This window comes from Mucilaginibacter terrenus, assembly GCF_003432065.1.
GTDB lineage: Bacteria > Bacteroidota > Bacteroidia > Sphingobacteriales > Sphingobacteriaceae > Mucilaginibacter > Mucilaginibacter terrenus.
The window spans coordinates 36,622-60,017 of the sequence record NZ_QWDE01000006.1; the positions used below are offsets into that span (position 1 = coordinate 36,622).

The following is a 23,396-nucleotide window of genomic DNA, read 5'->3' on the forward strand; positions in this document are numbered from 1 at the left end:
TTTTATATTGCTGGGGATAGTGGCGGTATTGGCTATAGGCGTTTACTATGCATACAACAAATATGTTGCACAAGACCGCTGGAAACCTTATTTACAACAGGAGTTAAAGTCGCTTATTTTAAAGACTACAGATAGCCTTTACAGTATAGAATACTCGGATTTTGACCTGAACATAGCCTCTGGCGATGTTACGCTTACCAATTTTAAGCTTAAGCCTGATACCAATGTTTACCTTAAAATGGTGGCGAATAAAAAGGCTCCCGATAACCTTTTTACCCTGGGTGTAAAAAAACTGTCGATAAAAAACCTGGGCGCGAAGCGCGCTTACCAGGACAAAATATTGAACATCAAGGACATCACTATAGAAAAGCCGAGCTTAACTGTAGTAAACAAACGCTTTAGTTTTAACGACACGGTTAAAGTAGGCAAACCCAAAAGCCCGTACGAGATCATCAAAAAAACGTTTAAACAACTGCGGATAGACTCAATTTCTCTTAAAGACATCAGCCTTAATTACATTAACCGTAGTGATGGTGCGCCAAAAACCACCGCACTAAAGAACCTGGATATACATATCTCCGATGTATTAATCGATTCCCTTTCCGGCGATGACCCCAACCGGTTCTACTACACCAAAGGTGTTGATGTTAAAGTGAAGAACTATTCGGTGCTTACCGGTAATAAGCTCTACAAAATATCGCTTAAGCAAATCCTCTTCTCTACCGCCAGGCGCAGCATTATACTGGACAAAGTAGCTTACACGCCGCTGTACAGTAAGAGTGGCTTTTATAAAAAGACGGGTAAGCCCGGCGAGCGGTTCACCTTAAACTTTAGACAGATTGCCATTACCGATATTGACTTGCAGCGCTTCTTACGCGACCAAAAGCTTTATGCGGGGGTAATGAACCTAAAGAATGGCTACGTAGAAATTTACAGCAACAACAAATACAAAGGCCCTAAAACAATTAAGATTGGTAAAGACCCTCACCAGGCACTACAAAAAGTAGCGCTGGACATGCGGCTAAAAAGGCTTAACATAAACAGTACAGATATTAAGTACCTGGAGGCAGACGCCAACACAGGCATTACCGGCGAGATATTGTTTAAGAATACCGACGCCGTTATCATGAACCTTACCAATGACCCGGCTGCCAAAAAGGTGAACCCTTTCATGACGGCGCGCATAAACACCCGTTTTATGAATGCCGGCAACCTGAATGTGAACTTCAGGTTTAACCTGAACGCCAAAGATGGCTCGTTTAATTACAACGGCACGCTTGGGAAGTTTAACGGACAAGTGCTTGATAAGCTGGTTAAGCCGCTGGCACTGGTGCATGTGAAATCGGCAGATATCGACAAACTGCACTTTAATGTAAATGCCAACAATTACCGGGCAAAAGGCCAGCTGGAGTTCTATTATCATAATTTAAGCGTTGATCTGTTAAAGAAGCAGGAGGGTGTTAAAGAGCTGCAACGCCAGGGATTGATCTCGCGAGTGGCAAACACCTTTTTTATAGATAATGATAACCCGTCTAAAAATGGTAAATTCAGGCCGGGGCCAATTAATGTAGCCCGCGATCCGCATACCTCCTTCTTCAGCTTTTTATACAAAGGCTTGCTGGATGGATTAAAGCCGAGTGTGGGCTATGATAAAAAGAACGAGAACTTTGTGAACCAGACCGTAGCACAGGTTACCAGCGTGCTTGATAAGTTTAAACAATTTAAAGAGAACCGGAAAAAACGCCGTGAAGAACGCAAAAAAGAAAAGGCGTTGAAAAAGGCTGCCGAAGAAAAAGAAGAAGCTGCTAAAAAATTGAAAGAGGCACAGGAAAAAGCCGAAAAGGAAAAACAAAAGGCAGCAGAAAAGGCCGCTAAAGAAAAGGAAAAACAGCAAAATGGCGGGTAAGTTAATCAGGCATAAATGGCAAAAGGTACTTCTTATTGTATTTACAATTTTACTGCTGCTGGTATTTATACCAGCGCTGCTCATAAACCACTACTGGTCGCCCATCCTGTCTGATAAGGTAAAAACCGCAATACTGGAAAAAACCGACAGCCTTTACCGGGTAGACTACACCAACGCCAGTCTGCATGTTTTAAAGGGCGAGGTAATATTTTATGACATTACCTTAACGCCCGACACGGCAGTTTACCGCCGAAAAGTAAAACAGGGGTTTGGACCAAACAACCTTTACAAGCTGCATGTGAAACGGCTGGTGGTGTCGCACATACACCCTTTTACCCTGTACTTTAAAAAGAAACTGGACATTAGCCGGATAACGTTAAGCGCTCCTGAGCTGGAAGTAAGCTACAACCCGGTGCGGCAGCGCGACACCACTACCAAGGACAAGCGTACCCTTTGGCAAAAAATATCTAAATCGTTAAAGCTGATTCATGTTGGCGATATATACCTTAACGACGTGCAATTTAAATACAAGGATTACTCCGGATCAAAGCTGCAGGTTTCTCAGTTAAAAGAGCTCAACTTAAAAGCTACCGACCTGTTGATAGACTCGGCTACACAGACAGACCGCAGCAGGCTGTTGTACTGCGCAGACATTGGCGCCGAGGTGTACAATTATACAGGCAAATCTGCCGATGGGCTTTATACTTATCATGTAAAATCGGCAAAGCTGTCTACACAAACATCAGCGTTAACACTGGAAGATGTGAACCTTAAACCGGTTAATTCAAAGATGTTCTTTGACGACAGCCAGCAAGACAGGTTTACCCTGCACTTTGACACCGTACAGCTTAAACGGTTTGATTTTTTGACGTACCACAAGTTCCATACTTTTAACACGGCCAATTTGATCCTGACCAAAGGCTCATTTTCTGTATACAGCAATCCAAATGCGGCTATTAAAAAAACCGACCGGATAGTTACCTTCCCCCAATATGGATTAAAAACCATTAAGGCAGCTGTAAACATTGACACGCTTAGGCTGCGGCATATTGATGTTTACTATAACGAGTTTGGACAGCAGTCGAAACAACGGGGGTATGTTGCCTTTAACAATACAAACGGCACCATTACCAACATCACCAACAATAAAGACAGCCTTGCTAAAAACCACCGTGCTGTAGCATTGCTTAACACTAATTTCATGAACCAGGGCAAAATGCGCCTGAAATTTGCCTTCAACCTTACCGACCCTGCTTATAGTTACAGCTACAGCGGGCATTTGGGTGCGGTATCTATGCCTGCAGTTAACCCGGCTACTATGCCGCTCGCCATGGTAAAGATAACCTCAGGACAGCTAAACAGCCTCGACTTTGATATTAACAGCACCAGCAAGGTCTCTACCGGTAAAGTAACGTTGTTGTATAATAACCTTAAAATAAAGATGCTTAAGGCCGACACCATTAAGACCTATAAGAATAAAACACTGGCATCTCTCTTTGTAAATTCGCTCATCATTAAACACGATAACCCAGACGATGGCGAGGCCGTACCCAGATCGGCCAATGTGAGGTTCGTGCGGCCCCCTACCTTCCCGTTCTTTAAAACGGTATGGCAAACGCTGTTCAGCGGAATTAAGCCTAATGCAGGAGTTGGCCGCGCCAAAGAGGAACAGGCGTTAAAAGAGATGGACAAGCACGACAAGAAAGTAAAAGAGCGTGCCTTGAAAAAAGCTGAAAAAGCAAAAAAGAAAGCTGAAGAAGAAGCCAAAAAAGCGCGCGAAGAACTGGAGAAAAAACGTAAAGAAGCAGCTAAAAAGCACCAGAAAAATTAACTCTCCCAGGCACCCGTTTTCACCTGTAATAAAAACCCTGTTTGCAAATATATTTTAATTTAGCTGTGTAAAACGGTGTGGTTTTTAAAGGTTGCTGCGTTACTTTAAAGCAAAAAAGCGCCATATAAGTGTGACCAGGGGCGTTTTTCAAGGCTTTTACGCCAGGTGTTCAAAAACGTAAATTTCGCCCGGCACACAAAAAAAGCTGAACACTTTTGAACACCCGGATGATTTTGCCCGCTTACTGCAGCAGCAGTTTTAAGTTGATACCAAAGTTGGTAAAGGACGTATTAAACGTTTGCGAAGTATAAGGCTTGGTAATGTTGCTGTCGTAAAAAATATTCAAGTTAAAACGCTGGTTAACCACATAGTCTATTGATGGGCGCATGGTGATGTTCTTGGCACCAGATGATATTTCCGCCTCTTCTATATCAGCACGGTAAATCAGGGTTTTATTGTCGCGCACGGCAACATCCAGCTTAAAATTGATGTCGTTATTGGCCTTCCCACCAAACAAGCCAAACGGCATTCTGAAGTTTTTAGGACGATAGCCAAAACCAAACACTATAATGTTCTCGGTTTGCTGCGCCAGCTGGCTGTTCAGCAAGCTTAAAGCCAGCGACCTGCTCTTACGGAACTCCAGGTTAGCAGTCATACTGTTCTTGAACCGCACATCGGCACCAAGCAATGGAACAAACTGTTCAAATATGCTCACCTGGGTCATTTGGTAAAACGGCAGGAAGTCGCCGTTAACATCCCGTGAGGCTACCCCGCCGTTAAGTTCCTGGTATTGCAGAAGGGTGGTATAGCCGTTTACGTTATATGACGACCGGTAGCCATGGCGGATATCAAACGAGTCGAAAAGTTCTGTAAAGAATGGCATCTTGCCAAAACCATTATAAGTAACCTGCCAATTGGGGATAGGTATCCCAGGAAACTGGTTAAGGGATGTGCTGCTGGCACTCTTACCAGTATATGCCGCCAGGAAAGCAGGTATCAATACGTTCTGCGAATTAGGTCCGTAGCCGTCTGAGAAGCCACCGATCTGTCCTGCGGAGTTTGGGTTTGTTATCCCTAAGCGTTTAGAAATCACAGCCCTGTTCTCCAGAAATTGCTGGAAAGTTGATGATTTGTTACTTATACCCGAGGTACTGCTAAAAGCGGTACCTAATGATAATATAGAAACACTGTACGTACCTGATGTTACCGGGCTTAGGTTCTCAATGCTATTGGTAACGGTGGAATATTTAAAGTTAGTTTGGTAGTTTTTGTCCTGTGTTTTGAAGCCGATTAACTCTATCCTGAGATCTTTAATAGGTTCTATAATACTCCGCAGGCGAATGTCCTCATTGAAGGTTTTTACGAATAGCTGGTTTTGTAAGGTGTCTGAAGTTATCCAGCCATTGTTGATAGCCTGGCTGCGGATATCCGCCTGGCTGCCCAGCAAGAAACCTATGCCCGGGGCATCGTAAGTAAAGTCCTGCCCAAAAAAGTTGGAGTGTGGTAGATAACCAGGCAGGAAGGTGCCCTCTGTACGGGTATAAGTACCGCTAATATTTTTAACCCCGGTTATTATTCTCAGCAGGAACTTGCCCACGCCACCTCGATCGCCATTGTTGTTTCTACGTAATGCAGCAAACTTATTGTAAAAAATATTGAAATTCAACGTTGGGTTAAGCTGAACCGTACGCGAGTTTTGAATGCTGTTCCCAACATTATAATCCGGGTTGTTAATGGCAAACTCGGGCTGGCTTTGCCAGTTAAAGTGCGTGCTGTACCTGGTCACCAAAGCAGTCCAATCTAAACCCGGTATTTTATTTACCGGCGTGGTGTAGTTAAAGTTAATAGTGTGATTGTAGTTTGTGGTACGCCCTAACCGCATTAAGTTTTGCCATAAGGTATCACGTTTAAGCCCGTTAACCCGGCCCGCAGGTTCATCTACTACCGAGAGATTTGTAGCATCTATATCCATCTGCAACGACTTAGACAAGTTCCACCCAATACCATATACCCGGGTAATATTGAAGTTCTTGTTAAAGGTTGTTGGTATAGGGATAAAGTTATTCGGATCGTTGTTACGCAAGGTATTTTCTGAATAATACCGATCGAAATTGATGCTAAAGTTCAGCCTTGATGGCAGCAGGCTGAAATTGAAATCTCTTGCTAATGCCAGCAAATTACTTTTGATAACCTTTTGCAGTGGGGAGTAATACTTGGGCTGGTTACTGTAATTATAAGCGAGACTTACGCGGTAGGTCTTGGCAAAGTCGTTCTCTACTATAAAATCGTGGTGGGTGTACTCGGTATAGGCATAAGTAGCATTGAAGTTTTCCACATCCCACACATGCACAGGTGCTGTTGGATTTGTCCGTTCTTTATGTACATTGGTAAGGTTGATGCTTTTACGCATGGTATAATCTACCGATACATTTTTAATGGAATCCCTCGCTTTACTATTGGGCGCTGCTGCCAGAGTTTTCTTTAGTTCCACATCAGGAGATTGCGGATCGTACTGCGGGGTTGCTACCTGGTTGCTTACGTTAATATAGGCTGGTATTTTAATGCCGCTTTTCGCCGGGAAAAACTTGCCCAGTTCTACACTACCAGAAATATCATACAACTGATTATCGCTCCTGCTGCGTTCGCTTACACGGGAATCAAGTGAGCCAAAGCCTATGGTACTTTTACTGCCGGATACCGTTATGTTAGCAAAGTCCGCAAGCGCCACATCAGCTCTCGCGGTAGCCGCCCAACCGCCGCGCTGATCAAATTCTGTAAGGCGTAATTCGTCAAACCATACCGTTCCGCTTTTGTCCAGCCCATCGTCAGTACCTGCGTTAGTCGGTTTGTATGGGTTGCGTACTCCTAGCATTATCGTTCGCAAGCGGCTTAAATCCGGCTGACCCTTAATGGTTACCTTGTTTACACCGTCGGTATAAACAAAAGGTGTGGTAAATGGCCATGGCTGTCCATTAAGTTTCGCATTGGTACGTGCTACCTTTGCGCTTGTCAGCACATCCAGTGTAAGGTTCAACTCGTTTGCTGCTGGCCATATAGCACCCGGATCGCGTGTGCCTGGTTGGGTAACTGCAAGTGGTATCTCGTACTCGTAGTAGTTATCCTGATAGTCTACGCCTAACCTTACAAAAGCGTTCACATCATTATCCCTCAGCTGATCGCCTTCTGCGTGAACAAACATTTGGATTTTCTTGTAAGATCTAAGATCATTAAAGAAAGTGCGGAACGCGGCCCTTGAATAACCATCGCGCAGGCTGCTCACTTTTAACGAGAGCGATTGCTCATTCAGCTTGGTATCGGTTTGCAGGTTATTGTAGTTACGCTGGCGGTTTATACCAGGGGGAACTACGTACGGGATAGGCGTACGGTTACCGTTCTCCTCTATGTTTACAGCCTGTACGTCCAGCGAAGAGCCATCAATGGTTGGGTTTGGTATAGATGGGTCTGCAATAATATTAAGTGGATTATTCTCAGCATTGAATCCCCTCCATTCGCCGCGCACCAATTGCATGGTTGCAAAACGAAGGATAGAGGTATCTGCAAAGTTGGTCATGAACATTCGCATGAACCTGATCGCTTTAAAGTCCTGGATGTTGCCTACTTTACTTTGATAGTCGGTAATGGGTATCCTAAACTGGTACCAGGTAACCGCTTCAGTTTGCCCATTAGCCAGTTTGATGTTAGATGTTACCTTATCGCTTATAAAGTTTTGCCCAACCTGCATATCCTGTGGGCGAATTGACACCCGGTATTGGAAGTACTCGTCGGTTTGGCTCATGTTATTATCGCGGTTAATGTCCTCACCGTCCGGCAGCGATGTTGATGCCGATGTTTGTAAGCCTAACTCCGCCTGTGATTGCTCTGCAGTTTTAGAATTGCCTTCGGCACCATTGTAGCGGCTGTACCGGTCAAGTATGCTCGCTCTTGCCTGGTCAAGCTCCGGCCCCTGGTAGTAACGATAATCATCAGATGATGGGTCGGCAGTTAAACTTGCGGCAGCTTGCGGACTAAGTACCGCTTTCGCCTGGTTTACTACGCTGGCAAACTTTGTTGCTTCATCAGCATCGTTCAATCCGTCTAAACCTACGTCCTGCAGTTTTCTTGAATCCGGATTGTTGTCGAAAGCATTTATAACGGGCTGTAATCTTGATACCCGACCCCAAACCGTTTCGTCAGTTTTGTCGGTGCTACCATCAACAGGTAAACTGTTTTCCAGGCTTTTGCGTCCGTCTTTAAGGATGTCCTCTGACACACTTCCCAGGTTAAAGTAAAGGTCCCCGCCTTGTGATGCCGGTTTATAGATAAAAGGATCTAACATCCAAAACTCTATATACCCCACATTAAGCGACTCAAAGTCGTTCGTCTCTAATTTGCGGAAAATACCTCCCCAGCGATTGCGTGGGTTTTGCAGTGTACCGTCGGGGTTCAGACCAGTGGTGGTGTAGTTGTACTGCCCACGAACAGTGGGATAAAAAGCGAGGTTGAGTGTTGCCAGTGTTAACGGCTGCCCGGTTACCGACTGCTTATAAGGAAATACTTCCTGCTCTATTACCTGCCTGCTGTAATGATTAGAAAGGTCGGCACGGTTAATTGGGATATTCCCCGCATTAGTATAGAATATCGGGTCGATGTTGTAAAATGCCAGACGTGCCCGATTATAACCATAACTCAAATCATTAAACAATTGCGCTTCGCTGAACATTTGCGGTGTGCCGGATATCTGCCAGCTTATAGCACTTTTTATGTCGATAATAGAACGGCTGTTCTCAAAATCATCAAGGTACGATGTGCCGTTCTTTGATCCGGCAAAATTCAACGCGCCAGGGCTCCCGGGCATCAGCTTAGCAAACTCACCACTCAGATTTATGGTAGAGGGCGCCTTGGTGTTAATCAGTGGTATTTTATCTACCAGCTTTGTAAGAAACCGCGAATTAGAGCTATAATTTGCATCAAAACCCAGAATAGAGTTAGAGATAGACTCTTCGCCTACTAGTTCGTTCTGGGTGATAGGCTGCTCAGTTAAATGCATGAAGGTAGCACCCAAAGCAAGCTTGTCGCTGTAACGGTAGTCTAACCGGGTTCCGTAAAGAGATTTTTGCTGAACGCCAAAAAGCTCATTATTTTCAATTTTGATATTTATGGGTTGCCCGGAAGCAAGGAGTGCCTGGTTAAGCACCCGAATTCTTCCTGAGCTATAATCAACTGTATAGTCCGATCCTTCGTTAAGCTTAAGATTACCGGCGGTGACCACTACTGAACCCTGCGGAATGTTAACTGCATTTAACTGGTATTCTGATCCTTGGGTAGAGGTGTACGTTCCCTTTATTAAATAGCGGTTTAGCTTGGGGAAAAACTGCTGCGCTATGGTTTTAGTAGAATCATAAAGCGGTTGGTAAACATATCGGCTTACCAAGTCCTGCTCGGTAGGGGTAAACTGTTTAGCGAGGTCAGAACCAAAAGGCTCCAGAACCGGGAACATAATACGGCCATTTTGCGAGTCGATTGTTATACCCTCCAAAAAGTCGAAATAGCCATCGGGTCTTTTGTCGCTTTGTTGGTCTAAGTTATCTAAGCCGGTAAGTTGCAGCCAGCGTTTGCTCCTGGTGTTCTGCCCCTCATCCATAATGGTTTTCTCGATACCTGATTTATCATCCAAACGGCTAACATTTAGCCTGAAATTGTTTGGACTGATACCAAATGCACCTAAAGAATAGATGTTCTTCATCATCAAATCCCAGGTTGGCAGGTTGGTTTTCAGCAGCTCATTCTTTAAAAGCTTTACAAACAAGGTTTTCGGCGTGGCTGGGTCCACAGCTACATCGCTGCTGAACTCCCCTACCTGGTACTGTACTCCATTGTAAGAGTATTGGTACGCCACGGCAAGTACTTCGTCATTGTTCAGGGGATAGTTAAGCGAGATATAACCCAATTGCGGACTAAGGGTATACTCTTTACCCTGAACCAACTTGCGTGCATAGGTTAACTTGGCGTAGTTATCTGTAGCTCCGGTGGTTCTGAAATAGTTGGCAACATCATTAGAATTAGTGGCGCGGGCACTCGCAGGCAGGTTTTGCAAAAGCGAGTTAGATTGTTGGGTGAAGCCTGGCCCCTGGAAACCTGCAGGTAAGCCGCTAAAACCAGGGCCCCCTTGTACCAATGCTGTATTATATGGTCTGTTCTCACCAAGATCAAGAAACGCTAATATATCGCGACTATCGGTAGTTACGTTGGTACGGTTGGTTGTCCAAACCTCAATTTTGGTGATGGTGATATTGGAGCTAATGATAGGAATATTAGCCAGTGCCCGATTGTAATTATTTCTGAAGTATTGCGAAAGAAAAAAGTGTTTGTTAGACTCGTAGTCTGCAGGTGTTAAAGCTATATTCCCCTGCTGAGATCCATTAGTGATCGTAATAGTTTTAGACTGTGAACGTTGCTGTGACAGGATGCTGGTAATATCTAGCTTACCAAACCTAAGCTTTGTCTTTAAGCCGAATAAGGCCTGACTGCCTGTTATCAGCGAGGTATTCAACGGCATGCTTACGGTACCCGCTTCTATCTTTTGGATTATCTCATCCGGGTGGCCGGTATAATCAAGCTTGATTTGGTTTTCAAATTGAAATTGCGCTTCTGTATTATAGTTGGTGCTGATCTTTAGCTTGTCGCCAATGTCGCCGGTAACATTTAATTGAATGCGCTGATCAAAATTGAAGTTGAATTGATTACGCTGGCGTGTATTGAATAACGGGTTCTCATTTTTATTAACCTGGCCGGCGAGTATTACCTCAGCTGAGCCTTGCGGACGGATGTTGATAGTAGAACTCCCAAAAATCTGCTCAAACGTTTTGCTCCTGACGTTAATTTGCGGAATAAAGCCTGGCTGCTGCGAATCATACGCGTAATTATCTGCCAATTGCCGGTAATACTCGCGCTGTACACCTTTTTGCTGCAGCTTTAAATATTCGTTAAATGTAAGGTATACCGGTGGGCGATAAAGCAGGTTACCCACGCGTTCGTACAAGATATATTTGTTGGTTAAAGGATCGTATTCAACGCTTCTTACCAGCCCGGGTGGGTCTAGTTCAAAAATGCCTTCACGGGCTTGCTGCTGACGGGTTTTGGAAAGCTTAGGAGCATTACTTAAAGGAACATTATTGCGAGGTTTAGTGGTGTCTATTGGTGCAGGAGTTTGGTTTTGCTGGTTAACCCTCTGCTGTTGCTGACTGGGTTGCTGATTTTGCAAATTGGGCTGTTGAACAGGTTGGTTCTGGGGATTAAACGGCGTCTGCTGCCCGGGAGGAGGCTGTTGCGGGGTCTGTATTTGGGCAAATAGATTACCAGTTCCGCAAAAAGCAGATAAAAAAAGTATACCTATAAAAACTTTACAAGTAAATCTTTTAACCAAGTGTTACAATTATTAGGTAATTATAAGCTTTTCAAAGCAAATTTAATCAGCTGCTCAACTGTTAACGTACCACTATTTTTTGTAAGCTCGGCATCTAAAACCTTTTCTGCAGCAGCACGTGTAAAGCCCAGCATTACCAGCGCAGAAAGTGCTTCATCCTTAACTGTTTTATTTGCTGGCATAACAGTAAGCGTATCCGGCCCTTCCTTGCGCAGCTTGTCTTGCAGTTCTAATATGATGCGCTGTGCCGATTTAGGGCCAATACCTTTTATCTTCTGAATCAACGGTACATTGCCCTGAACTATGGCCTGCTGTATTTCCGCTGGGGTAATACTGGAGAGCATCATCCTTCCGGTAGAGGGGCCAATACCAGATATTGAAACCAAATGAAGAAACAGCCTGCGTTCACCCTCTTCTGCAAAGCCGTAAAGGGTATGCGCATCTTCTTTTACGTGCATCCAGATGTATAACTTACACCGTTCCGCATCGCCAATTTTTGAAAAAGTATTCAGCGATATATTGATATGGTACCCTACTCCTCCGGCATCAATAACAACATGGGCAGGGCTTTTAAATGCTAAGCGCCCGTCAATATAATCGTACATATAGAGTTTACTCAGTCTTGATTAACGGTTTGTAGTACGGTCTTTTTCCTGTGCATCCACAACGGCAATGGTAACCATGTTCACAATCTCGCGAACAGAGCTACCTAATTGTAACACGTGTACCGGCTTTTTCAAGCCAAGCAAAATTGGACCTACAGCTTCTGCTCCGCCTATTTCCTGCAATAGTTTGTAAGCAATGTTGCCTGATGCCAGTGTCGGGAATATAAGTGTATTGGCCGGTTTGCCGTTGAGCGTTGAGAATGCGAAATTGTCTTTTAGTAATTCGGCATTAAGCGCAAAGTTGGCCTGCATCTCGCCGTCAACTACCATGTTAGGGTAACGCTGATGCAATATGCGTACAGCCTCCGCTGTTTTATCGGGTATGTCGCCTTTATTTGAACCGAAATTTGAATATGAAAGTAGTGCTACTCTCGGTTTGGAGATAAAATAAGATACTGCTTTTTCTACGAGTACCGTAATGTCCACTAACTCCTCAACTGTTGGGTTTATATTAACCGTTGTATCACCGAAAAATACCGGGCCTTTTTCTGTTATCATGAGGTACATCCCCGCAACCCGGTTAACACCTTCGTCGGTACCAATCACCTGCAAGGCAGGCTTTATGGTATCTGCATAGTTTTTAGTGAGGCCTGAGATTAACGCATCAGCCTGGCCAAACTGTACCATGCAGGCGCCGTAATAGTTACGGTCGGTAACCAGCTTTTTAGCTTCTGAAAGGGTAATACCTCTTCGTTGACGTTTTTTGTACAGGAACTCTGCAAAGTCCTTTTTCCTGTCGCACTCGTCACGCGTATCTATCATCTCCACTTCACCCAGGTCAAGCTCATTATCATACATGATCTGCTTGATCTTCTGAATATTGCCCAACAGGATTGGTGTTGCTATGCCCTCGTCCTTCACTATTTGCGCGGCTCGTAATATCTTATAGGTGTCTGCTTCCGCAAATACTACGCGCTTAGGGCTTTGTTTAGCTTTGTTGGTGATATCACGCATCAGCTTGTTGTTGGTACCAAGGCGAGATAGTAATTCCTCATGATAAGCGTCCCAGTCGGTAATAACCTTTCGCGCCACCCCGGAATTAATAGCTGCTTTAGCAACAGCAGACGACACCTCGGTAATAAGGCGCTGATCCATTGGTTTGGGTATAATATAATCCCGGCCAAACTTTAAATTTGTGGTGTTATATGCCAGGTTAACAGCTTCGGGAACGGGCCGCTTAGCCATTTCGGCTATAGCTTTAACAGCCGCTATCTTCATCTCCTCGTTTATAGCAGTTGCGCGCACATCTAATGCGCCACGGAAGATATATGGAAAGCCCAAAACATTGTTCACCTGGTTAGGATAATCAGAACGGCCGGTAGCCATAATAATATCCGTACGCGCAGCGGTTGCCAGGTCATAGCTAATTTCCGGTTCTGGATTAGCCATTGCGAATACAACAGGATTTTCAGCCATGGTTACCAGCATCTCCTGTGTAACTACATTACCTGCAGAAAGGCCAACAAATACGTCCGCATTTTTCATTGCGTCGGCTAAATTTTCAATGTCCGTACGGGTAGTTGCAAACTCCTTCCGAATATCGTCAAGGTCAGTGCGGTTAGTACTTAGCAGACCGTTAATATCGAACATCACAATGTTCTCTTTTTTTACACCCAGCGATAAGTACATTTTGGTACAGGAAACAGCAGCCGCTCCAGCCCCGTTCACAACCATTTTTATTTCTTCAAGCTTTTTGCCTTGTATCTCGCAAGCATTCATCAGCGCAGCGCCGGATATTATAGCGGTACCGTGCTGATCGTCGTGCATTACCGGGATGTTCATCTCGGCCTTTAAACGGCGTTCTATCTCAAAACAGGTGGGAGCCGAAATATCTTCGAGGTTTACCCCACCAAAGGTAGGCTCAAGCGCTTTAACTATGTTTACAAAGTCATCTACGCTTTTCGCGTTTACCTCCAGGTCAAATACGTCAATATCGGCATAGATCTTGAAAAGTAAGCCCTTGCCTTCCATCACAGGCTTACTGGCTTCCGGGCCAATATTGCCCAGGCCCAGCACTGCGGTACCGTTGCTTATAACTGCTACAAGGTTACCCTTTGCAGTATATTTATAAACATCATCTACATTTTCTGCTATTGCACGGCAAGGCTCAGCCACGCCAGGCGAATAGGCCAAAGTAAGATCGCGTTGTGTATTAGTCGGCTTGGTAGGTACTACTTCTATCTTCCCCGGTCGTCCCTTAGCATGGTAATTAAGGGCGTCCTGTTTACGATTGGCTTTGTTCATCTTCTCTAAAGTTCGAGCCCCCAAAATTACAATTACTTTTTTTGAAAGCTGCTAATAAAAAACCCGGTGCCGAATAAATCGCCACCGGGCCAATAAGTTGTATCATCTAACCCCGGTTAAGGTTTACGGTTAAGCCGCCCATAAGGCGTACGGTTTTGCTATTGCCAAGCTGCTTATTCCACTGCAAAAGGTCGTCCACTTTAAGTCCGTATTTGGTAGCTATGTCTTCTAAAGTCTCCCCCTTTACTGTAGTATGATGAGCGGGGACATTGCCTGCTACAGTCACTACCGCGCTTTGCGGACTGGCAGTTGAGGAAGCGGCTGCCGGCACTAACGCCCTTGTTTGCGCTACCGGTGCATACACCGGGCGATAAGGAGGAATAACGTAGTTAGGGTTATCTATGGCCTGTATTAAAATAGCATGCCTGTCCTTACGTGACTTTGGTACCAGTATCCGGCGGGGAGACGAAGGCGTGCCGTTTACAATCATCATGCGGTAGCTTGGGTTAAGTACCGCTACTTCTTTAAGATCCATCCCTACTGCCGCAGCAATACGGCTCATTGGCACAATCCGGTTAACCATTACCGTATCATTCTGCAACGGAATGTCCGATGCCTGCAGATATATGCCGTGCCGTTTATAATAGTTCATAACATAAGTTACCGCAATGTACGCTGGTACGTAACCTCTTGTTTCTGCAGGCAATAACTGACGGATAGACCAGTAATCGTTAGCGCCGGTGCGTGCAAGGGCATTCTCTACGTTGCTTTTTCCGCAGTTGTAAGATGCTATAGCCAGTAGCCAGTCGCCAAATTGTTGGTATGCATCTTTAAGATACGCAGCAGCGGCCTGACTGGCAAGTACTGGGTCGCGGCGCTCGTCCACGTAATCGTTTATTGAAAGATGGTATATCTTGGCCGTTTCAGACATAAATTGCCATAGTCCACCAGCGCCTACGCGGGAGTTAGCGTTTGGCTGTAAAGCGGATTCGACAACTGACAGATATTTGATCTCGTCCGGTACACCAGCATCACGGAAAGCTTTTTCATAAATGGGGAAGTAATACTGCGACAGGCCTAGTATGCGGCCCATTTCGTCACGGCGGCCCGCGTAAAGATCGATGTACCCTTGCACCACTTCGTTGTAATCCAACGGAACATCCTTCTGAATAGAATCCAGACGACGTTTAAAAATTACATTTTGATATTTTGAAACAGCTACCTCCTTAACAGGCAGCAATGCAGATGTATCTGCCTGGAAGGGCTGAGCCTTGAGCGACTGCAACACCACCATACAGATGAAAAGAATTAGGAATCTCCTCATATTTGGCTTGCGAAGATGGTTAAGCTCCGCGAAATTTACATACTAATATATTAACTTTTTATAGCCCAAGGAAATATTCGGAGAAGTTTAACAAATCTTCTTCTTTAAATCCCCCGGCTAGCAACTGCAATCCTAACGGCAAACCGTTGGTGTTATTGCCAACAGGAAGAGAAATGGCCGGCAATCCAGCCAGTGACGCCTGTACAGTAAAGATGTCGTAAAGATAGGTTACTACCGGATCTTTTTCTTTTTTGCCTATCTCGAAAGCAGGCTCGGGTGCCGTAGGCGTAAGTATAAAGTCGTACTCTTTTAAAATCTCATTTGTTTTGTCCCGGATAAGCTTTCGTACCTTTTGCGCCTTAGCATAATATGCATCATAGTATCCCGCGCTAAGCACAAATGTACCAAGCATTATACGGCGCTTAACTTCTTTACCAAACCCTTCCGAGCGCGATATCTTATAAGTAGATGTAAGATCAGTTGCATTAGGGCTGCGGTAGCCGTAATGCACGCCATCGTATCGGGCCAGGTTTGACGAAGCCTCAGCCATTGCGAGTATATAATAAGATGGCACCAGGTAGTCCAGATACTCAAATGATATTGGCTCAACTACATGACCTTCAGCTTTCAGTTTATCTATATAGCTGCTGAGTTTGTTTTTTACCTCCTCATCTACACCCGGGCTTGTTATAGCTTCCTTCAAATAAGCTATTTTCTTTTTGCTTGTGTCACTTTTAAAATTTGCTAAAGGGGGAACAGGTTTTTGAGACAGTGTGCTATCGTACTCGTCGGCACCGGCAAGTATCTCAAACAGCAGTGCTGCATCTTCTACCGATCTGGTTAGTGTACCAACCTGATCAAATGATGACGCATATGATATGATACCATAACGCGATATGCGCCCATAACTCGGTTTAAAACCAACTACACCGCAGAACGAAGCAGGTTGACGTACAGAACCACCGGTATCTGTACCGATGGCAGCATGGCACATATTTGCCTGTACTGCTACAGCAGACCCACCGGAAGACCCGCCTGAAACTTTTGTCTCATCAGCAAAATTTTTTACAGGACCAAAAAAAGAGTTTTCGTTTGCAGCACCCATTGCAAATTCATCGCAATTGCAACGTCCAATAATTATAGCATCCTGGGCCAACAGCCGCTCTACAATGGTGGCGGAATAAATAGAGGTAAAATCTTCAAGGATGCGGGAAGATGCGCTTACCTTATGATCTTTATAGCAGATGTTATCTTTTATGGAAATGACCATTCCTGCCAAACGGCCGGCATTACCGGCCTTAATGCGCGCATCAACTTCCTTTGCCGAAGCAAGAGCATCTTGCTCAAACACTTCGTTAAAAACATTTAAGTGTGCGTATGCTTTAATTTGCTGCAGATAATCTTGTACAAGTCCAACTGCACTAAGTTCACCGCTTTGCAAGCCTCTCTGTAGCTCTGCATAAGAGGAATAAATTTTAGCCATGGGGCCTAAAATAAAAAACTTATCTGTCGAAGCATAAATATTTCAACAGATAAGTTTTGTAAATTATCTCTCGCCGCTGTGGGCTGTATAGTTAAATAGCTAATTACAGCTTTGGTTTCTCTTCAGAAGCTGCGGCGTTATCGCCATTTTGCGCGTCTTTAAATTCCTTTACGCCCTTACCTAATCCGCGCATAAGTTCAGGAATTTTTTTACCGCCAAATAATAATAATATCGCGATGATGATCAGAATAATTTCTGGTGCGCCTAATCCACCCATGATTTTTAATGTTTAATTTATGTTAAATGTCTTATGATTGCTTGTATTCTTCCTCAACCTTAGTACTGGCAGTGTCAATATCTGTAGTTTTAGTAAGGTCTATAATAGAGTTTTTATTTGCCGAACCCGTAACAGGGTGCTTTAATTCAGTATCGTCGTTGTAAGTTTCAGGCGCTTCGGGATTGTGCAACTCCGTTTCTTCAATAACATCAGTAGCTGTATATTCAGCCACAGGCATTGTTCCTTCTATAGGAGGGTATACGTGTTGCTCTTCTTCAGGTTTTTCCTCTTCCTGTGCAAGTTGCTTTACCTCCGTTTTCTTTGGCTCGTAGTTATTTATCTGATTATTAATTTCACGCTTTACATCATCAGAGGCATCTTTAAAGTCCCGAATACCTTTACCCAATCCACGCGCAAGTTCCGGCAATTTCTCACCGCCAAATAGCATAAGCGCCGCAAAAACGATCAGGACCATTTCTCCGGAACCAATATTAAGAAACAAAAAAACTGAGCTTAACATCTTATCTCACAATTAAGGTTACAAATATACATAATTACAACGCTACAAAGTTTATCTAATTGTCTGCAAGCCACAACTTAGGGTTTACAGCAGTAGTACCTTTGTAAAGCGAAAATATCACAGTAGCATCACCACTCAACGGGTCGGTATAAACAGTACCAATAGTTTGTTTAGTACTGATCTTTTGACCTCTTGACACTGTTAGCGAACGAAGGTTAGAGTAGGCTGTAAAGTACTCGCCATGTTTTATAATAACAGTATAAGTTCCGTAAACGTCTACCACCCTCGACACTTCTCCATCGAAAACAGCCCTTACCGGAGCGCCATTGGCAGTCCGTATCTCATAGCCGTTATTGTCGTTACGAATACCCTCACTATCCGTATACGTGCCAAACCCATGTATCAGTTGTCCGTTTGTAACCGGCCATGGTAATCTTCCACGGTTACCCAAAAAGTCGTTAGATAGCTTAGCGGCTTCGGGCGTAGCATTTAATATCTCGCTCGTTGTTTTAACAGCAGTTTTCTTAGGAGCTGCAGGTGCTTCCCTGTTTTCCGCTTTTGCTTTTGCTGCAGCTGCCCGTGCGGCTGCCCTGGCCCGTTCTTCCTCTTCACGCCTTGCTGCTTCAATCTCTTTACGAATGGCAGAAGCGATCTCTCTTGTCGTCTTAGCTATCTTTTTTTGTATGTCGCGTTGTTGCTGCTTAAGCTCGCCCTGGTGCTTGCTCAGGTCTGATATAACCCGCACCTGGTCGTTCTTTTGCTTACCCAACGTCTGCTTTTCTTTCTCCTGCTCTGTCAGCAGATTACTTTTCTCCCTTTTATCTTTATCCAGCTCGTTTATTTTTACATGAAGCTCCTTTTGAGTTCCTTGTATATAACCTGCCTGGCGCTCGCGGTAGGTGCCGAATTGCTGAAGGTATTTTAACCTGCGATAGGCCTGGTTAAAGTCTTTTGCAGCAAAAACGAACATTAGCTTGTTGTAGGCGCTCTGGTTGCGGTAAGCAAAGAGCACCATACCTGCATAATCCTTTTTAAGCTGATCTAACTGCGATTGTAATGTATGTACGGTATTATTGCTTTTGGAGATTTGATTGTCAAGATTTCGTACCTCGGAGTTGATGTTGAGTATCTTTTCTTCCCGAAGGTTGATCTGCGCCTTTAGTATATTAAGCTGTTTTATAGAGACCTTCTTATTGCTTGCTGTTTGCTGATATTCACTGTTAAGCTGCTCAAGTTCCTGGGTAAGTTTATCGCGCCTGCGCTTCAGCTCGGCACTGCTTTGTGCAAATGCGCCGGATGCTATAAATACACCAACAATAATCAGGAGCGCTCTAAAAACTTTCATCCATCAAAAATATAATTTTAATTAGCAGGTTCGTAACTTTTTGGAATACTGAAAGGGTACTCCAGCGGACGATCAAACTCCGCTTGTGTATAACGGAGGTTTACTAATATTTTATTGCCTGGCGCTGCAGACAAAATATCTACCTGAGATGGAATGACGCGGCTATCTGCCTGGATGAACACCCGGTTGGTTACCTGCAGGCTTTGGCCAGCTTGCTGATTACTCAGGTTTGTTTGTGTTACCTTGAGGTCGGCACCTAAAAGCAACTTAAATATGAGCCCCTGTAAATTACCTGATATTGCAGTGTTTGTACCTTCAGGTGCAAGCTTTGCATCATCCGCAAGCAATTCAGGAATAGCATTACCTACCAGTAGGGATTGAAGGGTGCGGTAGTTTATTTGCTTACTGGCATACCTGTGTACATAGCTAAACGGCTTTTTTAAATATACGCTCTGTAGCCTGTTAATGATCTGGATACTGTCTGGCGTTATAAGCGCCCGGGCTACTTCTATGCCAGCAATGGCGGTTATAGATATCCAAATCTTCTGATCGCGGTTCACGCGTATATTCAATGTAACATCGTTGTCTTTTCCGTTGATGTCAAGCTTGGTTTTAGCCTTGCCGCTGAAAGTATTAAAAGTCACCTGCCTTGCCCGAATGGCGGCAAGTTTTTCGGCTACATCGTTTGTTTTTACAACTGTGCTATCCTTGGCAGGCCGGTTGACTACTACCAGCTTCTTTGATTTACAGCTTATTGCCGTTATTAGTACAACTGCTATGAATATCTTATTCAGAATACTTCTTTTCATTTATCTTTTTATCTAGCAAAGGTGATGTACCACCTTGCACTTTTGCCTTGGTCCAACTTTTAACCGCAGCCGCCGTGTCGCCTGTAAAGAACAAAATATCCCCGTAATGTTCTGTCTTTGTGGCGCTATTATTATCGTGCTGCAACGATTTTTCTATCCAAACCTTAGCGTCTGCATACCTTTTTTGCTTAAAAAGTATCCAGGCGTAAGTATCTTCGAACGAAGCAGTATTTGGCTGCAATTCGGTGCTGCGTTTAGATAACTGCGCAGCTCTATCAAGCTGTTCGTTCCTTACCGACAAATAGTAGGCATAATTGTTCATAGTGAATGCGTTATCCGGATTGTAGGTTAACGATTTTTCGTATGACTCGTCAGAGTTCTTGTTGTCTTTTAAGGAGTGATAACAATCGCCCAGAGCCGAGTAACATTGCGAGAGGAGTTCTTTATCCTGCGCTTCTAAGGAAGCTGCATTTTTCAGATAACCAAGTGCCTTGTTATTGTTGCCTTTTTGTTGCCACGCCACCCCTACCAGGTAGTTCATCCAGGCCTGATTTGGAAAATAACTCAAAGCTTCTTCTCCGTCTTTTATCGCAGCGTCAAAGTCACTCTCCGCCATTTCCATTCTAACCAGCTGTTCCTGCACGGCATACGATTGCGGATTTAGCTGTTGAGCTTTCTTATATACCGGCCTTGCTTCACGATACTTTTCATTCTGCACCAGCATGTCGCCGTAGATGGCGTAAGCCTTATCACTCGACGGATGGGTTTCTGCAGTTATTTTGGCCAGCGTAAGCGCGCTTGATTTCGCAACGGGATCTGCAAACTGCGGTACGTAATTAAGAATGATCTTAACTTTTTGATCAACATCAATATTAGGATCAGCAAACCCAAGCTTCAGTTCATTAAAGCTTTCCTGATACTTTTTCTGATCGCGGTATACATCTGCCATGGCCATGTGCAGCAAACCGCCGGAGATGCCTGTCTTTTTTGCCTTTTCCAACGCGGCGAGTGCTTTATCATTAAGCCCGTTAGAATTGTACAGCTCCGCAAGCATCAAATAATACTTTATCTCCGTGGGGTTAGCTGTCACTAATTTCTCAAGTTCGCTGGCCGCTTTCTCAATATTGCCTTGTTTCAGGTAAATCTTCTGCCTGCTATTCTGCAGATCGTCAGAGGGGCCGGTTATCTGCTCTACCTTATCGTACAACTTAAGCGCTTCGTCATACCTACGCTGCAGGTAAAAAGCGTTGGCTTTATCAAAGTAGTAATCGGCTTTATCCGGGTTAATGCGTATCAGCTGATCAAACACATTTTGCAGCCGGGGCAGGTCATTACTTTTCTCGTAGCTGTCGGCAAGGGCCAGCCAGTACCACTCGTTGTTGGGTTTTATTGCTACCGCTTTTTCCAACAAAGGAGCAGCTGCAGAGTAATTATTCTGCGTTTTCTCCAGGTTGGCCAGTTCGTACATCGAAGCATCATTTGCCGGGTCTATAGCCAGAACCTGCGTAAATATGTCGGCTGCATCCTTGCGGTTTTCAACGGATTTCTGGCGAATAGCCTCAAAAAACAAGTACTTAACCTTAACACTATCAGCGTAAGACATGGGTTTAGCCGTTGATAACTTATCACGGCCCTGGCCATTCACAATGCTTGCGGTACAAACACCCAGTACGACCAATAATGCAGCTGACTTCATTTACTTAAGATGGCTTTTATTCCTGTACGTTCGGTATAAAGTGTGCCAAGTGCGAAAGCAAGTAACAAACCATTGCTGATAAATATGTTGCTATGAAACACCGTGAACGATAAATAAACGAGTAAAAGGGAGATTCCGATATAAGTCAAAAGTGTTTTAACATTATATGGAATAGGATAGTTCTTTTGCCCCCAAACGTAAGATAATACCATCATGGTTGCGTAAGCGGTGAGAGATATCCATGCAGAGGCTATATAGCCGTAATAAGGAATGAAAATAACGTTAAGTATAATAGTTACTATTGCACCGATGCCTGAGATATACAAACCGTATTTGGTTTGATCTGTAAGCTTGTACCATACCGACAGGTTCATGTAAACGCCCAGGCTTACATAACCAAAAAGCAACACCGGTATCACACTGATGCCTGACCAAAACAACTCTGTCTGTTTGGCATCACGGCCTTTTATAAAGTACTTAAGCAGTTCTATATTGGCAACCAACGCAACAAAAATCATGCATACCGCTATAACAAAGTAGTGCATTATACGTGCGTAAGTTTGGGTGGCATTCTTGTTTTTGGCATGACTGAAGAAAAATGGCTCCGCACCCAACCTGAATGCGTTTACAAATATGCTCAGGAAGATAGATATTTTGGAGCAGGCTGTGTAGATACCAACCTGGGTTGCGCTGTCATCAACCGGCAACAACCTGCCTAAAAGAATTTTGTCTAAGTTTTCGTTAACCAGGTAAGACAAGTTGGCAATTAATACCGGCCAGCTGTACCTCAACATTTCTAAAAATAATGAGCGACTAACCCGCGGTCGAAGTTTGAAAAATTCCGGTAATAGCATAACTGCTGTTGCTGCGCTTGCCAACGTGTTGGACATGAAAACATAACCCACCCATTGTGGCTTAAACCAGCTGGAAAACCAGGCAGCGCCCGGCAAATCATGCTTGATGATGAACGGAACGCCCCAGATAAAAAAAAGGTTTAGCCCAACAAACACAATAATGTTAATCAACTTAAGCAAGCTATAGCGCCCTGGTCGGCCGTCAGCCCGCAACTTCGCAAAAGGTATAACGCAAAGCGCATCAACCACAAGGGTGCCGATAAAGAATTTAATAAAAAGCACATAGTCATCAATCGGTGTTGACGAATCAACCCGTATAAAACCAGCTATACCACGTGCAAAAGGAAACGTACAGAGCAGGAACATTGCCGACACAGCAAGGATAACACCAAACGTATTGTTGTATACCACCTGTTTATCGTCCGGCCTTTTATTCAGATATCTGAAAAAGGTAGTTTCCATACCAAACGCCAGCAAGGCATTAAGCATAGATGCATAACTGTACAGATTACCAAATATCCCGTAAACTTTAGCAGAGTAAGTACGCGTATAAAGCGGTGTAAGAAAGAAACTTAGAACACGGCCGGCGATAGTACTTAACCCGTAGATAGCCGTTTGGCCGGCAAACTTTTTAGCGGTTGACAATTACGGTGAGATTATAAATTACAAACTCTTTTTAACTACCTCAAAATTACGATAGTTTTTTAATTCACCCTCATGCGTCTCTACTGATATTACATTAGCTTCTTCGGGCCCTTCGTGGCACCAGTCTAAAAACATGTCCATAGTAGCATTGTCAGCTTCAGCCGCGATGATAACGTCGCCATTATCTTCGTTCTTAACAAAACCGCGTACACCAAGTTGGTCTGCAACGGCTTTGGTGGCCTTACGGTAGAATACGCCTTGCACTTTCCCTTTAACAATAATATCCAGGTGTTTCATAAAACAACGTTTTTACTGACTGCAAAATAAACAACGCGTTTTATTTGCCGCGTGTATAACACGTGCAAATTATTATT

The 23,396-nt window shown here is 44.2% G+C and carries 14 protein-coding genes; 2 read left to right on the forward strand and 12 right to left on the reverse strand.

Annotated elements, in window-relative coordinates; genetic code table 11:
- Positions 1-7 precede the first annotated feature (7 nt).
- Both DYU05_RS19700 and DYU05_RS19705 read left to right on the forward strand, forming a co-directional pair.
- The gene (locus tag DYU05_RS19700) at positions 8-1,906 is read left to right on the forward strand and encodes a hypothetical protein (protein WP_133300271.1); all 1,899 of its coding nucleotides are present in this window, start codon (positions 8-10) and stop codon (positions 1,904-1,906) included.
- Positions 1,896-3,737 (forward strand): AsmA family protein, encoded by a 1,842-nt coding sequence (locus DYU05_RS19705; RefSeq protein ID WP_117384887.1) that lies wholly within the window; start codon positions 1,896-1,898, stop codon positions 3,735-3,737. The genes DYU05_RS19700 and DYU05_RS19705 overlap by 11 nt, the downstream gene beginning before the upstream one ends.
- Positions 3,738-3,978: 241 nt before the next feature.
- Here the strand turns inward: DYU05_RS19705 and sov are convergent, their stop codons facing one another.
- The 12 genes from sov to DYU05_RS19765 form a co-directional block, all read right to left on the reverse strand.
- Positions 3,979-10,998, reverse strand: a complete 7,020-nt coding sequence (gene sov, locus DYU05_RS19710; protein ID WP_117384959.1) for a T9SS outer membrane translocon Sov/SprA — start codon at positions 10,996-10,998, stop codon at positions 3,979-3,981.
- Between the two features lie 182 nt (positions 10,999-11,180).
- Positions 11,181-11,765, reverse strand: coding sequence for a Holliday junction branch migration protein RuvA (ruvA, locus tag DYU05_RS19715; protein ID WP_117384889.1), 585 nt, complete (start codon positions 11,763-11,765; stop codon positions 11,181-11,183).
- A gap of 21 nt (positions 11,766-11,786) precedes the next feature.
- Positions 11,787-14,069 carry an NADP-dependent malic enzyme gene (locus DYU05_RS19720; protein ID WP_117384891.1) on the reverse strand — a complete coding sequence of 761 codons (2,283 nt, stop codon included), beginning with the start codon at positions 14,067-14,069 and terminating at the stop codon, positions 11,787-11,789.
- 106 nt (positions 14,070-14,175) lie between these two features.
- Entirely contained in the window at positions 14,176-15,393 is a 1,218-nt protein-coding gene (locus DYU05_RS19725) for a lytic transglycosylase domain-containing protein (protein ID WP_117384892.1), read from the reverse strand.
- Positions 15,394-15,451: 58 nt separating this feature from the next.
- Complete coding sequence (gene gatA / locus DYU05_RS19730) at positions 15,452-16,876, reverse strand: Asp-tRNA(Asn)/Glu-tRNA(Gln) amidotransferase subunit GatA (RefSeq protein WP_117384893.1); 1,425 nt, start codon at positions 16,874-16,876, stop codon at positions 15,452-15,454.
- Between the two features lie 103 nt (positions 16,877-16,979).
- On the reverse strand, positions 16,980-17,153 hold the full coding sequence (locus tag DYU05_RS19735) for a Sec-independent protein translocase subunit TatA/TatB (RefSeq protein ID WP_117384894.1): 174 nt from the start codon (positions 17,151-17,153) through the stop codon (positions 16,980-16,982).
- Positions 17,154-17,184: 31 nt separating this feature from the next.
- Positions 17,185-17,673, reverse strand: a complete 489-nt coding sequence (locus tag DYU05_RS21370) for a Sec-independent protein translocase subunit TatA/TatB (protein WP_235854071.1) — start codon at positions 17,671-17,673, stop codon at positions 17,185-17,187.
- Between the two features lie 55 nt (positions 17,674-17,728).
- Complete coding sequence (locus tag DYU05_RS19745) at positions 17,729-19,018, reverse strand: murein hydrolase activator EnvC family protein (RefSeq protein ID WP_117384895.1); 1,290 nt, start codon at positions 19,016-19,018, stop codon at positions 17,729-17,731.
- 17 nt (positions 19,019-19,035) lie between these two features.
- Complete coding sequence (locus DYU05_RS19750) at positions 19,036-19,827, reverse strand: DUF4292 domain-containing protein (protein ID WP_117384896.1); 792 nt, start codon at positions 19,825-19,827, stop codon at positions 19,036-19,038.
- Positions 19,805-21,523 carry a tetratricopeptide repeat protein gene (locus DYU05_RS19755; RefSeq protein ID WP_117384898.1) on the reverse strand — a complete coding sequence of 573 codons (1,719 nt, stop codon included), beginning with the start codon at positions 21,521-21,523 and terminating at the stop codon, positions 19,805-19,807. The genes DYU05_RS19750 and DYU05_RS19755 overlap by 23 nt, the downstream gene beginning before the upstream one ends.
- On the reverse strand, positions 21,520-23,022 hold the full coding sequence (locus DYU05_RS19760; RefSeq protein WP_117384899.1) for a lipopolysaccharide biosynthesis protein: 1,503 nt from the start codon (positions 23,020-23,022) through the stop codon (positions 21,520-21,522). Before DYU05_RS19760 ends, DYU05_RS19755 begins: the two co-directional genes overlap by 4 nt.
- Positions 23,023-23,040: 18 nt before the next feature.
- Positions 23,041-23,319 (reverse strand): acylphosphatase, encoded by a 279-nt coding sequence (locus DYU05_RS19765; protein ID WP_117384900.1) that lies wholly within the window; start codon positions 23,317-23,319, stop codon positions 23,041-23,043.
- Positions 23,320-23,396 lie beyond the last annotated feature (77 nt).